This is a genomic window from Acetobacter malorum (assembly GCF_002153605.1).
Lineage (GTDB): Bacteria > Pseudomonadota > Alphaproteobacteria > Acetobacterales > Acetobacteraceae > Acetobacter > Acetobacter malorum_A.
Window position 1 is genome coordinate 65,948 of sequence record NZ_JOPG01000001.1, and the last position, 15,627, is coordinate 81,574.

General features: G+C 59.0%; 11 protein-coding genes, 1 tRNA gene and 1 riboswitch. Of the genes, 7 read left to right on the forward strand and 5 right to left on the reverse strand.

The annotated features are described in order from the left end of the window. Positions 1-179: 179 nt before the first annotated feature. The 3 genes from HK23_RS00350 to HK23_RS00360 all read right to left on the reverse strand — a co-directional run bounded on the left by HK23_RS00350 (position 180) and on the right by HK23_RS00360 (position 4,878). Positions 180-2,186 (reverse strand): TonB-dependent receptor plug domain-containing protein, encoded by a 2,007-nt coding sequence (locus HK23_RS00350; RefSeq protein ID WP_086652561.1) that lies wholly within the window; start codon positions 2,184-2,186, stop codon positions 180-182. A 435-nt stretch (positions 2,187-2,621) separates the two neighbouring features. Continuing rightward, positions 2,622-2,844, reverse strand: a riboswitch (cobalamin riboswitch). Positions 2,845-2,995: 151 nt separating this feature from the next. Continuing rightward, positions 2,996-4,441, reverse strand: coding sequence for a type I glutamate--ammonia ligase (glnA, locus tag HK23_RS00355; protein WP_043551888.1), 1,446 nt, complete (start codon positions 4,439-4,441; stop codon positions 2,996-2,998). 98 nt (positions 4,442-4,539) lie between these two features. After that, a complete protein-coding gene (locus HK23_RS00360; RefSeq protein WP_043551886.1) occupies positions 4,540-4,878 on the reverse strand; it encodes a P-II family nitrogen regulator in 339 nt (112 codons plus the stop codon). A 263-nt stretch (positions 4,879-5,141) separates the two neighbouring features. On the opposite strand from HK23_RS00360, the gene HK23_RS00365 reads away from it, so the two are divergent. Further along, positions 5,142-6,317 (forward strand): aminotransferase, encoded by a 1,176-nt coding sequence (locus HK23_RS00365; protein ID WP_086652440.1) that lies wholly within the window; start codon positions 5,142-5,144, stop codon positions 6,315-6,317. Positions 6,318-6,421: 104 nt separating this feature from the next. After that, positions 6,422-6,497 (forward strand) — tRNA-His (locus tag HK23_RS00370). Positions 6,498-6,578: 81 nt separating this feature from the next. Here HK23_RS00370 and HK23_RS14165 read toward each other — a convergent pair. Beyond that, positions 6,579-6,878, reverse strand: a complete 300-nt coding sequence (locus HK23_RS14165) for a hypothetical protein (RefSeq protein WP_143217451.1) — start codon at positions 6,876-6,878, stop codon at positions 6,579-6,581. 275 nt (positions 6,879-7,153) lie between these two features. Between HK23_RS14165 and HK23_RS00375 the strand changes: the two genes are divergently transcribed. The 3 genes from HK23_RS00375 to HK23_RS00385 all read left to right on the forward strand — a co-directional run bounded on the left by HK23_RS00375 (position 7,154) and on the right by HK23_RS00385 (position 11,227). Then, positions 7,154-9,547, forward strand: coding sequence for a TonB-dependent siderophore receptor (locus HK23_RS00375; protein WP_086652441.1), 2,394 nt, complete (start codon positions 7,154-7,156; stop codon positions 9,545-9,547). A 206-nt stretch (positions 9,548-9,753) separates the two neighbouring features. Beyond that, positions 9,754-10,389: a glutaredoxin 2 gene (gene grxB / locus HK23_RS00380; protein WP_086652442.1), complete on the forward strand. Its 636-nt coding sequence runs from the start codon at positions 9,754-9,756 to the stop codon at positions 10,387-10,389. 31 nt (positions 10,390-10,420) lie between these two features. Beyond that, entirely contained in the window at positions 10,421-11,227 is an 807-nt protein-coding gene (locus tag HK23_RS00385; RefSeq protein WP_086652443.1) for an SDR family NAD(P)-dependent oxidoreductase, read from the forward strand. 253 nt (positions 11,228-11,480) lie between these two features. Here HK23_RS00385 and HK23_RS00390 read toward each other — a convergent pair whose 3' ends face one another. Beyond that, the gene (locus tag HK23_RS00390; RefSeq protein WP_086652444.1) at positions 11,481-12,977 is read right to left on the reverse strand and encodes a peptide MFS transporter; all 1,497 of its coding nucleotides are present in this window, start codon (positions 12,975-12,977) and stop codon (positions 11,481-11,483) included. A 247-nt stretch (positions 12,978-13,224) separates the two neighbouring features. On the opposite strand from HK23_RS00390, the gene HK23_RS00395 reads away from it, so the two are divergent. Then, entirely contained in the window at positions 13,225-14,442 is a 1,218-nt protein-coding gene (locus tag HK23_RS00395; protein ID WP_086652562.1) for an NADP-dependent isocitrate dehydrogenase, read from the forward strand. 154 nt (positions 14,443-14,596) lie between these two features. Next, a complete protein-coding gene (locus HK23_RS00400; RefSeq protein ID WP_063908339.1) occupies positions 14,597-15,616 on the forward strand; it encodes an NAD(P)/FAD-dependent oxidoreductase in 1,020 nt (339 codons plus the stop codon). Positions 15,617-15,627 lie beyond the last annotated feature (11 nt).

Sequence of the window (15,627 nt, forward strand, 5' to 3'; positions counted from 1 at the left end):
CGGCGCACCGGCTGGCGCTGTGTGGACTGTGTTTCGGGGCGTTGCGTGACCATGCGGAAAAACCTTTCTGAAATCCGTCTCAAACTGTCTTGTCACTCTAACGCATGGCGTAAAAAAGGCCATTGCCACAGGAACAGCGTCCTGTCGCAATGGCCTTCTTCTCCGCACCCCGTGGGGGATCAGTAATTCAGCGTAAAGCCACCGTACCCTGCACGGCCCGGCTGAAGGTAGCCAACCGGATTTTCATACTGACGATTGAGCAGATTATCCGCCCGCGCAAACACCGAGATATAGCGGTTGATTTTGTAATTAGCGGTCAGATCAATCGTGAAGTACCCATGCCCTTTGGCACATGTGGCACAATAGTTTTCACCCACCAGAGGATAGTCCCGCCAGCCGCTGGTGTAGAGAATATTGCCGGACAGGGTGAAGTCCTTCACCGGTGACCATGTGGTGTTGAAATTGAACTTATGCTGCGGACGGCGCTGGAGCAGCGCATCGTTTTCCGTATCCCGCGCGTGGGTCCAGGTGTAGTTCAGCGCAAAGCTAAGCGTATCAAGCGCCTTCCAGTCCAGGAACGCTTCCACACCATACATCCGCGCATGGCCGACATTGCCAAAGGAGTAGATGTAATCGCCCCAAGCACTCCCCGCCGATGGCAACACGTAGGAGGAAGACTGGATGAGATTCCGCACCTTGTTGTCATACCATGTGGCGCCAAAATGCAGTTTGTCATGCAGCAGCTTCTGCTCCACGCCCACATCGTAGCCAATCATGGTTTCGGCTTTCAGGTTGGGGTTTCCTTCTTCACCCCAGCCAGCCCCGCGCTGATTGACAAACAGCTGATACAGCGACGGCGCATGGAAACCAGACCCGGCACTGGCTTTGATAATCGTGCCCGTGTTTGGCACATGAATGGCCGGAGCCACCCGCCAGGTCACATGGTTACCGTAACGGGAGTTGGCGTCATACCGCACATTGGCCGCGCCGTAGAGAATTCGGTTCCAGTTGCCCTCATACTGCCCGTAGCCTGCCGTGGTATCCATGCTGGCTGCGGTGTGAACAGGCTGGGTCGGGTCATCAGTCGAGACATTGATGGTATCGTGAAAATGCTCGGCACCCACAAGAACCGTGCCGAATTTTCGCAGGTCAACCGTGCCATGCCAGTCCACCTTCAGGCGGGTGGAACGGTAATAATCCGGGTCCGTCATGGCGGGTTCACCATCCGCGTAAGACCCGTCCTGCATGTAGCGGCGGCGGTTGGTCATGTAACCAAGCCCCAGAATCTGGTCAAACCGCCCACCGAAGGAGGAAAGATGCGCCGTGCCGCGCACAACGGCCTCATTCTGCGTGTTCTGGTCGCGGATCAGCTGGTCACCGTTATACGGCGTGAACATCTGATCATACGATGTGAAGGTATGATAATTGGCCTGTATCAGCCGGGCGGTCAGGCCGAGGTCAAAATTATGCGTGACGTCATAACCGAGTTTGACATTTGCGCTGCGGTTATCGTTCCGATCCCCCGCGCGGCGCTGGGCACGATTGGCCTCGTTATACCGCTCAATATAGCGCGGAATTTCATGAAAACCGTCGGTGCGATAATGGGACAGAACAACATTGTAATGGAAACGCCCGCTGCTGCCTGATGCCCCAAAGGCCTGATTGAACGTGCCGTAAGAGCCGCCCTCAATCCGCACAAAGGGTTTAAACCGCCCCTCGCCCTGTTTGGTGTTGATATCAATCACCCCGGCCATGGCGTCTGCGCCATACAGGCCGCTCTGCGGGCCACGCAGGATTTCAATGGAGCCAATGCCATCTGTCACAAACTGTCCGGCATCAAACGCATTGCTGGCGGAGCTGCCATCATTGATGTCCATGCCGTCAATACGCACCTTCACGTCATTGGCGTTTGCCCCGCGCATGAAAATGGACGTGGTGCCGCCAAAGCCACCAGACCGCACCACATTCAGCCCCGGCTGACGTGCCAGAATATCCGGCAGTGTGCGCCGCTGCTGGGTGGCAATCTGCTCATCGGTCACCACAGTCACGCTGGACCCGACATCATCCGCCCGCACAGGCCTGCGCAGCGCGCTGACCGTCACCACCTCAGGCAACCCCTGCGAGGGGCTGAGTGAGACATGCGTTTGCCCTGCCGGTGCTGTGTCTGCCGGCGGCTGAGCCGCCATAGATGCGGCTCCACTTCCGGCTCCACCCTGCCCGACATCACCCTGTGCTGCGTACGGAATTGCGCTGCTCTGTGCCGCAACAGCACTTCCCTGCGCAGCACTCTGCGGCCGTGCAGAAACACCGCGCACGCTCGTACGAGACGCTCCAGCACGGCCTTTCAGGTGCTTGCCGGATGAGGCGGCTTTCTGGGCCTGAGAGTTACCTGATGCCGTCTGTGCATCAGAAAGGGTAGCGGCCTGTGCGCCTGCCAGACCAAACCCGGACACAGCCAGAATGGTGGAGGTTGTCAGCACGCAACGAAAGAAGGTCATAATACTCGCATCCTGTGGTCAGCCGTTGCCACAGGACAGCGCCTCCGGCCTGCCCCCTATGGCAGCAGCCGGGGCAGAACTCAGTCACGCACGCCAACACACCCCGACTGGCGTTTCCTGGTCGCAACCACTTGCTGGATGGCAGGTCTCCTGGCTTGCGGCGTCACCCCTGAGCAAACCCTTCCCGGAAAAACACAATCTCCAGTGGGCCGGACGCCTTGCGCCCGGAATGCTCAGCCATACCGCTTACAGTTGCGGGGACAGCCCGGGACTAAGGTCTAAAGGCCTGCACCCGGTTCCCTTTTCATTCCCTTGTGTGGGGGAAACCATCACAGGCGCTGTCTTATCGCCTCACCCCACCGAGTCAATCACCCCAAAGACACAGTGCGACGCACATGCAACACCCCCATCAGAAACGATGCAGCGCAGGCACAAAAAAACGCGGCCCTCCGAAGAAGGCCGCGTTCCTGATCGACTGAAACCCTGAAAGAGAGGGATCAGACGGAGTAGTACATTTCGAACTCAACCGGGTGCGGGGTGTGTTCAAAGCGATACACGTCTTCCCACTTCACCGTCAGGTAGCTTTCGATCTGGTCTTTGGTGAACACGCCACCAGCCAGCAGGAACTCATGGTCAGCAGCCAGAGCTTCCAGAGCTTCACGCAGGGAGCCAGCAACCGTCGGGATCTGCTTCAGCTCTTCCGGCGGCAGGTCATACAGATCCTTGTCCATGGCGTCGCCCGGGTGGATCTTGTTCTTGATGCCGTCGATACCAGCCATCAGCATGGCGGAGAATGCCAGATACGGGTTGGCCGTCGGGTCCGGGAAGCGGACTTCAACGCGCTTGGCTTTCGGGTTGGTGGCATACGGAATACGGCAGGACGCAGAGCGGTTGCGCGCAGAGTAAGCCAGCAGCACCGGAGCTTCAAAGCCCGGGATCAGACGCTTGTAGGAGTTGGTGGACGGGTTGGTGAAGGCGTTCAGCGCCTTGGCATGCTTGATGATGCCACCGATGTAATACAGGGCGGTGTCGGACAGGTCCGCATAGCCATTGCCTGCAAACGTCGGCTTGCCGTCTTTCCAGATGGACTGGTGAACATGCATGCCAGAGCCGTTATCGCCGTAGATCGGCTTGGGCATGAACGTGGCGGTCTTGCCGTAGGAATGGGCCACGTTGTGCACGCAGTATTTGTAGATCTGCATGAAGTCGGCAGAGCGGACCAGCGTGTCGAACTTGGTGCCCAGCTCGTGCTGAGACTGTGCGACTTCGTGGTGCTGCTTTTCAATCGGCAGACCCATCTCACCCATGGTGGCGAGCATTTCGGCGCGCAGGTCGTTCTCGCTGTCCACCGGCGGTACGGGGAAGTAGCCACCCTTCACACCCGGACGATGGCCCATGTTGCCTTCCGGGTAGTCCTTCAGGGACGCGCCGGGTCCTTCGATGCTGTCGAGCTGATATTTGCCGAAGTTCGGGCCCGTGCCAAAGCGCACGTTGTCGAAAATGAAGAATTCAGCTTCCGGACCGAAGAAGGCGGTGTCGCCCAGACCGGAGGACTTCAGATACTGCTCCGCCAGCTTGGCGGTGGAGCGCGGGTCACGGTTATAGGGCTGACCTGTGGACGGCTCAATGATGTCACAGAACAGGATCAGCTGCGGACGGGCCGTAAACGGGTCCATCACGGCTGTTTCCGGGTCCGGCAGCAGAACCATGTCACTTTCGTTAATGGCTTTCCATCCGGCAATGGAGGAACCATCGAACATGAAGCCCTCGGTAAAGGTGTCTTCTTCAATCGTGGTGACATACTGCGTGGTGTGGTGCCACTTGCCGCGCGGATCCGTGAAACGCAGATCGACAAACTCGACCGAGTTTTCCTGGATCAGGTCAAAAACCTTAGCAATCGCTGCGGCTTTGCTGTCACCCGCAGTGGTCGTTTTCTTCACCATATGTCTTCACCTACAACCTGTTGCGCACCACACTCTTGCGGCACGTCTAGGATTATAAAACTCGCGTCCGCTGTCGGGCAGCTCCGGGCCGGGCTGCCTCAGATAGCATCTTCCCCTCGTTCCCCCGTGCGGATTCGCACCACATCTTCCACCGGGAGAATAAAGATCTTGCCGTCACCGATTCGTCCGGTGCGCGCTGCGGCCGAGATAGCCTCCACGGCGCGTTCCACCAGATTGGCGGGACAAACAACCTCAATTTTCATCTTGGGCAGAAAATCGACAATATATTCCGCGCCACGATAGAGTTCCGTGTGCCCTTTCTGCCGGCCAAAGCCCTTGGCTTCGATCACGGTAATGCCTTGCAGGCCGAGTTCGTGAAGGGCTTCCTTCACCTCGTCCAGCTTGAACGGCTTGATTATGGCCTCGATCTTTCTCATGTCACGTCATCAATATATCTGGTGCTGCACTGAACAAGAGGGGGTCCACCCTGCGCGTAACCTGCCCATAGGGCATGAAGGCTCAGGCCGAACAGCCCCAAACTTGCACGGGTTGGCCGCGCGGGCAATCGGCCTTGTGCGAAATATAACGATCCGGCATCAATCTCCCCTCTTTTCTCCCCCTGCCAGCCCGTGGCAGTCTGCCCGCCACTTTTGCTTTTTCCACTGCGTCTTTCCCCCGGCAGCCCCCAGGACAAACGGCCATGACAAAACCGCTCAACCGGCAGATTGCCGCCCTGCCCACCACTATTTTCACCGTAATGTCAGAGCTGGCCCGCGTGCATGACGCCATCAATCTGGGGCAGGGCTTCCCGGATACGGAAGGCCCGCAGGACATGGTGCAGGCTGCGGCGGATGCCCTGCTGGATGGCCGCAACCAGTATGCACCGCTGACCGGCCTGCCGGAACTGCGCCACGCAGTGGCAGACTCCAACGCCCGCTTTCAGGGGCTGGAGATTGATCCGGAGTCGGAAGTGGTCATCACCTCCGGTGCGACGGAAGCCCTCGCGGCCTCACTCATGGCGCTGATCGAACCCGGTGATGAAGTGGTGCTGATTGAACCGCTTTATGACACCTACCTGCCCATGGTCCGCCAGCTTGGCGGCGTGCCAAAACTGGTGCGGCTGGAAGAACCGGGCTGGACGCTCCCGCGTGAGGCTCTGGCTGCCGCTTTTTCTGCCCGCACCAAGGCCATTCTGCTCAACACCCCCATGAACCCCACCGGCAAGGTGTTCACCACGGAGGAGCTGGACTTCATTGCCGGTTTGCTGATTCAGCACGACGCCTATGCTGTATGCGATGAGGTGTATGAACATCTCACCTTCGGCACGCCACACGTCTCGCTAATGAGCCGCCCCGCCATGCGGGAGCGGTGCCTGCGCATTGGCAGCGCGGGCAAGAGCTTCTCACTCACCGGCTGGAAAGTTGGCTACGTCACCGCCGCGGCCCCGCTGGCGGCCGTGGTCGCCAAGGCGCACCAGAATCTGGTGTTTGCCACTGCCCCCAACCTGCAACGCGCCGTGGCGTTCGGCCTGAACAAGGACGAGCAGTATTTCCGCGATCTGGCCGGGGACATGGCCCGCAAGCGCGACATCCTCTCCGCAGGCCTGCGCGGCGTAGGGCTTGAGGTGCTGCCCTGTGATGGCAGTTACTTTGTAATGGCCGACATCACTCCGCTCGCTAACGGACTGGACGACGTCGCCTTCGCCCGGATGCTGACGGAAGAAGCCGGGGTGACCACCATCCCCGCCTCCGCCTTTTATGACCCCTCCAACGGCACCCCGCCGACGCATCTGGTCCGCTTTGCCTTCTGTAAGCAGGAAAGCGTGTTGCAGGAGGCCGTGGCCCGCATAGAACGCTGGGCCAGCAAGCGGGGCTAATCTTTCTTGTGCGGCGAAAGTGGCCTGCGGAATTTTTTGCCTCTTCGCCGCATCTCGGTCTTGACGGGCCAGTTCCGTTTCTCTACATGAGCGCTTGCTGTGTGGCGGATGTAGCTCAGCTGGTAGAGCGCCGGTTTGTGGTACCGGTTGTCGCGGGTTCGAGCCCCGTCATTCGCCCCAGCATTTTTCTCCTGAAAATTGATAATGCCTGTAAGAGAAGCATCTCTGATGCTGTCTTCGTGCGTCCGGATTTGGTGTAAGCTATCCAGACACAGCAGTAAGACGGGATTTTCCTACATGGCAAATGTTGCAACCTGTGGAGGCCTGCTTCCCGCAATTTGCCGCTAAATACGCCTGCGCATCCGCCAAGCTATCAAAACAATGCTTTGAATACACTGTGGTGCGCCCGGTATGCCGACTAACTGTCCGGCAGTTTGATTTATGGGCAACGAGATAGTTAGGATTGAGCTTCCCCGGCGTAGAATTAACGAACACGCCGTCCGGGTGATTACGTTGCCATTCCTGAAAACCGCTCTCATTTTCGCTGAAATCTTCATGCATCAGTTTGGTGATCCCTTCTTAAATAAGACGCACTATAGATGCACACTTAGCCACCGTTTTCCCCATACATTTCCCGCATCACCATAATGCACAAAATCGCGTAGTAGCCCCCATTTTCCGGGGAACCGCTGCGGAACTGTATTATTCCTGCATCAGTCCGATGATTATATTCCTTCATATACAGGTTTATGCACGGCCATATATGGACAACGCCCGGCAGGCTCGGCAGAACCGGCTCACCTTTTGTTCATTTCTATTCCGGACCTGCCAGAGCCATGCACGATCGTTTTCCCCGCCTTTTCGCCACAGGAACATTCGGCGCTTTCCTGCTGACGAGTTCTGCTCTGGCGTCAACGCCCGCCCCGGCCCCGCAGGCCACGGCGGACAAACAGGCTGCCGTCAAAGCAGCACCCGCTAAAAAGGTTGCCCTTAAAACCCCTGCGGCTGTGGTGCCCGCCAAGCGCACCTCCACGCCCATTGCCGGCATTCTCGATGGCTCCAACGGCGAAACGATCAATGTCCACGGCCACCACGCCGCCGACGGCACCGCCGCCAAATACATGAACAAGGTTGTGTATCTTGGCCCGCTGGGCAACCGCGATACGCTGGACACGCCTTACTCCGTCATGGGTGTGACGCATGACGTTGTGGTCAACCAGCAGATCCGCAGCATTAACGACATGGCGCAGTATCTGCCCTCCGTGCAGCTGGAAGTGCGTGGGGACCCCAACACGTCCCGCCCGCAGTCCCGCGGGTTTGAATCCGATGTTGTCGCCAACTCCCGTCTGGATGGCCTGAACGTGGTCTCCACCACGCCGTATCCGGCAGAATGGGTGGACAACCTTCAGGTTCTTAACGGTCTGGCAGGGGCCATGTATGGGCCGGAAAACCCGGCTGGCGTGTTTGAATACACCCTCAAGCGCCCGACCGACCGCCGCACGGAACGGCTTTCCGTTGGTGTGGATTCCATCGGCACCCCGACTGTGAATGGCGATATTTCCGGTCGGCTGGGCCGCAATGGCTGGTTTGGCTACCGCCTGAACATGCTGCATGCCGATGGCACGGCCTACACGCAGGGCAGTTCCATGCGCCGTGAAATGGTCAGTGGCGATTTCGATTTCCATCTGGATGACAAGACAGTTATCGAAATTGATGCCAGCCACTACACTTATGACCAGCGCGGCGGTGCGCCCGGCTTTGGCATTCTGGCCACCGGCGTTGGTGGCGACAAGCTCCCGGAAGCCCCTGACCTGAGCAAGCGTCTGGCTCCCGAGTGGAGCGGCTACCACATGGAAACCAACACATTCCTCGGCAAGATCAAGCATCAGTTTAACGAAAACTGGAGCTTCACACTGGGTGGTTTGTATCAGGATGCAGCACGTCAGGCTTTTGGTGTAGCCGATACGCTGTGTGACGGTGGCAAGACCTGCGGCGGTCTGCGCGGCAGCGATGGCTGGTACAGCTCCAAAGCCACCGCCACCACCACCGCGAATGATTTCCGGGTTGGCAGTAACATGGCCTACATCAACGGCCGCGTTTACACCGGCCCCATCCGGCATGATCTGGTGATTGGCACCAACGGCTACATGATGGGCAACTACAACCCGGTTGCGGCCACAACCGCTGCGCAGAATCTGGGGATCCACAACATGTATGGCGCGAGCCAGAATGGTGGCACGCAGCCTTATTATCATGGCCGCTATAAATCCAGCAGCATCATGAGCCAGTCCTTCATTGTGGGGGATACCCTGCAACTGAACAAACACTGGTCCATCATGGGCACGCTCTCATGGGGCTGGATCCATCAGCGCGGCGCGCTGAACTCCAAAAGCGCTCTGCGGGACACGTTTGAGACCTCCGCCGCGTTCAGCCCGACCGCCAGCATCATGTATAAGCCGACGGACAACCAGACCTTTTACTTCACCTACGGTCGGTCTGTTGAAGCCGGGCCTGTCACGCCCAACAGCGCCAGCTACACCAACACGAACATCGCGCTGCCCGCCGCCCATTCTGAAGAATATGAAGTGGGCTACAAACTGCGTTACAACACCATGCAGTTTAACGTGGCCGGTTTCCGCATGACGTCGCCCTACGCCATGTATGTGGCCGCCGCCAACCCGAACACCGGCTGCGCCGCCATGACCAACTGCCAGACCTATCAGTATGGTGGCACGCAGCGGAACTATGGCGTGGAAGCACAGATTTCTGGTGAAGTGCTCCCCAACCTTTCCGTTCTGGCTGGCATGACCTGGCTTGATGCGGAACTGGTGCATGCGGCCTCCCCCACACTGGACCGCAAGGAAATTGTGGGCGCGGCCCCGTTGCAGGCCAACCTGCTGCTGGACTATCGCCTGCCCGCCTCGCTCGGCTCCTTCGCCTCCGGCTGGGCGTTTAATGCCAACGTACATTACATGGGCAACCGCGCTGCCAACGTGACCAACACGCTGCACACCGGCTCCTACACCACGCTGGATCTGGGCACGCGCTACACCTTCCGCGCGACCGAGCGTCTGCCGATGGTCCTGCGCTTTGGAGTGAGCAACGCCACCAACGAGCGCTACTGGGCCTCCGTCTTCACGGGTGCCCCCAGCGGCACATCCGGTGCTTCTTCCAGCCTGTATGCCGGCCTGCCGCGTGTGTATCACTTCACGCTGTCTGCTGAATTCTAAGACGCTTTTTCAAAGTTCTGAGAAAGCCTGCAAACAGGCCCGCCACACGTCGTGGCGGGCCTGTTCTGTTATGTGCGGCACGGCAAAGCACACCAGCCCTGCCTGCACTGCGGTGCAACGATCCTTCTCCTGACGTGTTCTGGTTACGCAAAACCAAGAGAGGGACCGGGCCTGCTTTTGCCCGGTCGGAGTGAGGAAGTCTGTCGTTGAAGCTCTATATTTACGAACACTGCCCGTTCTGCTCCCGCGCCCGCATGATGGCGGGCCTGAAGAATATTCCGGTCGAGCTGTGCGTTGTGATGGAAGGGGATAGCGAAAGCCCTCTGCGTCTCACGGGGAAAAAGGGTCTGCCCATCCTGCAGAAAGACGATGGCACCTGCATGCCGGAAAGTCTGGATATTGTGCATTATCTGGATGACACCTATCCCCCACGTCTGCTGACCTCTCCCCCCAATGAAGCTCTTCTGACGTGGAGCAAAGAGACGTGGTCTCTGGGCCTGAAGCTGATTGTGCCGCGCTTTACCCGTGGGAAATTTGCAGAAGTCGCGACCGACGCCGCCCGACAGGCCTTTATTGCGCGTGAAGAGAAGCATTTTGGCAATCTGGATGCCCTCATGGCGCAAACAGACACGCTCCTGCCCCCCGTGCAGGCGCAGCTTGGGACGCTGGAGCCGCTGCTGGCCAGCCCGCCTCCGCTGACAGAAGCTGACTTCCACCTCTACCCGGTATTGCGCTCCCTCAGCATCGTCAAAGGCCTGACCTTTGGCCCCAACACCCTCCGCTACATGCAGGACATGGCGCAGAAAAGCGGTGTGCCGCTGCTGACGGATCAGGCGCAGTAACTGCTGATATTGGACGAACAGGAGACCCCTTATGAAGACGCACACATCTGGCCAGTTTTCCGGCAAGAGCGCCGTCATTACCGGAGCCGCCGGCACCATCGGCCTTGCTGTGGCCGAACATCTGGCCTCTCTGGGAGCGGATATCGCCCTGCTTGATCTGCAACAGGATAAATTGGACGAGGCCGCCACCAAAGTTCGGCAATACGGCACCATTGTCCGTCCTTATGTATGTGACGTGACGGATGCCGGGCGTGTTAACAGCACAACAGAGAAAGTTGTTTCCGATTTTGGGAAAATTGATCTTCTGTTCAACAACGCCGGTTTTCAGGGGGCTTTTGCGCCAATACAGGATTACCCGGAAGAAGATTTTAACCGCGTCATTCAGATCAACGTCTGTGGCGCATTCCATGTCCTGCAAGCTGTTGCCCGACAGATGGTGGAACAGAAATCCGGGGCCATTGTGAACACGGCCAGTATGGCCGGGGTGCAGGGCCCGCCCAATATGGCAGCTTACGGGGCTTCCAAATTTGCCATTTTGGGGCTGACGCAAACGGCTTCCAAAGACCTTGCGCCGCATAATATCCGCGTCAACGCCATCAGTCCTGCTTTTATGGGGCCGGGGCCGATGTGGGATATGCAGGTGGAAAAACAGGCCAAAGCCAACACGCAGTATTTCTCCACCGATCCTGAGACTGTGGCGAAGCAGATGATTGGCAGCGTGCCCATGCGCCGCTACGGCAATATCTCGGAAATTCCGGGGGTAGTGGCGTTTTTGCTGAGCGATGCTGCCAGCTACATGACGGGCGTTAATCTGCCGATTGCCGGCGGCATTCTGTAAACCCCGCACAGGGCGCAGGTCCGGCATATCGTTTTTACCCAGAACCTTTTTCAGCCTTCCGCGTTTGGCCTCCAACTTTATTTATGGAGACCTGGTGTGAAAACGCTGCCGCCCTGCCCCGCAGATGCCCTTCAAACGCGGCGCAGACACGAACTCTGGACCAAGAGCAGCCTGTTTGCCCGCCCAGACGCAAACGGGGCGGAGGATTTCCCTCCGCCCCGTTCGGAACTTATGCAGACAGGAACGCCGTCGCTTACTCCGTCGCGCCCTGTGCCGCGCGGTGCTGGGCGTCCCACCGGCGGGTAAAGGGCAGGCACACCACAAACAGCAGCGTGCAGCCAATGCCCAGCAGGAACAGCATACGGAACAGGCCCGCATAGACCGGCAGGGTCTGGGATGGATCACCGGACGCCACGGCAGGCCCCACCGCTGCCAGATTGGCCAGCGCGCTGCCCAGATACATCGCCACACCGTTGGACACGTTGTAGCTGCCCATCATAAAGCCGCCGACATTGGCCGGCGCATAACGCGCCACCACAGCCAGCCCGAGCGCGCTGATCAGCAACTCCCCGACAGACAGCGCCCCATAGGCCCAGAACATAACCCAGGGTGAAACCAGGTGGTTGCCCCCGGTCGCTGCACTCCACCACCAGATGAGGAAGGAGAGTGAAACCAGCGAGAAGCCGACAATGAATTTCTCGGCAATGGGGAAATTCCAGCCCTTGTCCGCCATGGTCTTATAAACCCATGACAGAAGTGGACTGGCCAGCATGATCCAGACCGGGTTAAGCGCTTGAAACTGCCCGGCAGACATGTGGAACAGCGTCACGCCACCGATCTTAAAGGCGGAATCCACATCCCGCAGCGCAAACAGCGTGAGGGACGTGACCATCTGCTGATAGAACACAAAATACAGCATGGTCTGCACAATCAGCAGATAGGCCAGACGCAGGCCGGGGCGCACGGCGGCAGACGCGCGGCGATAAAGCACCGTCCACACCACAGCCACGCTGAGTGCGGCCACCCAAACGCAGGCCCGGCCCGCCGCAGGATACCGCAGCAGCCCGACCATAACCGCCAGAACCAGCACCATACCGCCCAGCACCGACATAAAGCGGGAAAACACCAGTGGCTCAAAATCCGGGAGGGAGCCAATACGCGCCAGCCACTTGCGGCACACCGTATAGCACGCCACCCCAAGCGCCAGCCCGGCCGCACAGACCAGAAATGGCGGAGACCAGCCATAGTTCTCCTGCAACCACGGCGTGAGCAGCAGAGAGAGCGTGGAGCCGACATTGATGCTCATATAGTAAATGGTGAAGGCGACATCGATGCGGGCATCGTCCCCTTCATAAACCCGGCGGACCAGATTGGCCGCGTTGGATTTGAACAGCCCATTCCCCAGCGCAATGACCGCAAGGGCTGCAAACAGCGCCATCTGGCCACCCAGATCCACGCCCAGCAGGACATAACCCAGCGTCAGCACCACAGCGCCCATCACCATGGTGCGGCGGGCGCCCAGAAGGGTGTCCCCCACCCAGCCACCAACGGCGGGGGCGGCGTAACAGACGGCGGAAAAGGTGCCCCACAGCAGGTTGGCCTGCGTATCGGAAAAGCCAAGCCGCTGGATCATGTAAAGCAGCAGGATGCCCTGCATGCCGTAAAAGCCGAACCGTTCCCACAGCTCAATCGCCAGCACGACAGAAAAAGACTGGGTTCGGGACGGCAGAGAAGACGCTGATGCTGTCATGAAGTCCTGACCATATTGTGATGCCCCCTCCTACACCAGTTCCGCCGCAAGCACACACCCCGCACAAATCCGCCCTCCGGCGGCATAAAACCGGGGAAAACACCCCTCTTACAGGGATTTTCCTAACCGGAATGTGAAGCGACAGACCGCCCCGGTCCTCTTATCCCGTTCATCCGCCTGCCGCATGATGCCCATACGCCTCATGCGGGTTTTTATGGTCCCGTGCGGGGACGAGGGAGTATTCACCATGACAAAAATTAAAGTTAAAAATCCCATCGTTGAGATGGATGGTGATGAGATGACGCGCATCATCTGGCACTTTATCCGTGAGCGCCTGATTCTGCCCTATCTCGATATTGACCTGAAATATTATGATCTAGGCATTGAACACCGCGACGCCACGGATGACCGGGTAACCGTAGAAGCTGCCGAAGCCACCAAACGCTACGGCGTGGCCGTAAAATGCGCCACCATCACCCCGGATGAAGCCCGCGTGAAGGAATTCGGGCTGAAGCGCATGTATCGCTCCCCCAACGGCACCATCCGTAACATTCTGGATGGCACCATCTTCCGTGAACCCATCATCTGCTCCAACGTGCCGCGCCTTGTGCCACACTGGACCAAACCGATTGTGATTGGCCGCCATGCCTATGGTGACATCTATCGCGCGGTGGAAACCCTCGTGCCCGGCCCCGGCACGGTCAAACTGACCTACACGCCCGAAGGCGGCGGCGAGGCCGTGACGCTGGACGTGCATGACTTTAAAGGCCCCGGCGTAGCATTGGGCATGCACAATACCCGTGCATCCATTGAAGGCTTTGCCCGCGCCTCCCTCTCCTACGGGCGCGACCGCAACATGCCGGTCTATCTCTCCACCAAGAACACCATTCTGAAAGCCTATGACGGCCTCTTTAAGGACGTGTTCCAGGAGGTTTATGACAAGGAATTCAAAGCCGACTTTGAAAAGGCCGGTCTGACCTACGAACACCGCCTGATTGATGACATGGTGGCCTGCGCCCTCAAATGGCCGGGCGGGTATGTCTGGGCCTGTAAAAACTACGATGGCGACGTGCAGAGTGACATTGTGGCGCAGGGCTTTGGCAGCCTCGGGCTGATGACCTCCGTGCTGCTCGCCCCCACAGGCGACGTGGTGGAAGCCGAAGCCGCGCATGGCACGGTGACCCGCCACTTCCGCGAGCATCAGAAAGGCCGCCCCACCAGCACCAACCCCATTGCCTCCATTTTTGCATGGACACGTGGGCTGGCTTACCGGGGCCGGTTTGATAACACGCCAGACGTTGTCCACTTTGCCGAAACGCTGGAACGCGTGTGTATCGACACGGTCGAAGGCGGCCAGATGACCAAGGACCTCGCCCTGCTGGTTGGCAAAGACACCAAATGGCTCAACACGCAGGACTTCCTTGATGTGCTGGATGCCGGGCTGAAAAAGGCGCTTAAGGCCTAAAAACACCACCTGACTCTACGCCCGGTTCCTCCCTCTGGAACCGGGTTTATCCCCACGTAAGGTCCCCCTTGCTCCCCGCCCTATTGCGCGGACTGCGGAGCTGTCGCAAAAACAACGGCAGATCATACGGCCAGAAGGGGAGATGTACCGCGCCATGACGGATATGCCGATCGAGACAGATGTCGCCATTATCGGCGCTGGCCCCACGGGGCTGTTTGCTGCCTTCCAGTGCGCCATGCTGCGTCTGCGGTGCGTGCTGATTGACGTGCTGCCGGAAGTGGGCGGCCAGTGTGTGGCGCTCTACCCTGAAAAGCCGATTTATGACATTCCCGCCTGCCCCGCAGTGGAAGGCGCACAACTGATTGCTAATCTGGAACAGCAGATTGCGCCGTTTGATATCCCGCGCCTGCTCAGGCACCGAATTGAAAGCCTGAGCGGCCACCGTGGTGCGTTCACTCTGGGCACGGACAAAGGCACGACCGTTACCGCTAAAGCCGTGATTATTGCTGCCGGTGCCGGTGCGTTCGGCCCCAACCGTCCGCCGCTGGATGGGCTGGAAGCGTTTGAGGAAAGCGGCGCTGTGCAATATTACGTGCGCCGCAAAGCTGATTTTGAAAACAAGCGCATTGTGATTGCCGGTGGCGGGGATTCCGCGCTGGACTGGGCGCTGTCCCTCAAGGATAAAGCGGAAAAGCTGTATCTGGTGCATCGCCGGGACCGCTTCCGTGGCGCGCCGGAAAGCCTGCGCCTGCTGGATGAAGCCGTGGCTGCCGGGCAGATTGAAAAGGTTGTGCCCTATCAACTCCACGCCCTGCACGGGGCCAACGGCGCGCTGGAAAGCGTGGAAGTGGCGGATCTGGACGGCACAACCCGGCATCTGGAAGCCGATACCCTGCTGCCGTTCTTCGGGCTGGCGACGGACCTCGGCCCCATTGCCCGCTGGGGCATGGACACCGTCCGCTCCACCATCCCCGTCACCCCGTCCACCTGCGAGACGAGCATGCCCGGCGTGTTCGCCATTGGCGACGTCGCCACCTACCCCGGCAAGCTCAAGCTGATCCTGCAAGGCTTTAGTGAAGGGGCGATGGCCGCCCATTCCATCTACCCGATCGTCAACCCCGATCAGGCCCTGCACTTCGAATATTCCACCAGCAAGGGCGTCCCTGCGGCCTGAGGCCGTCCCTT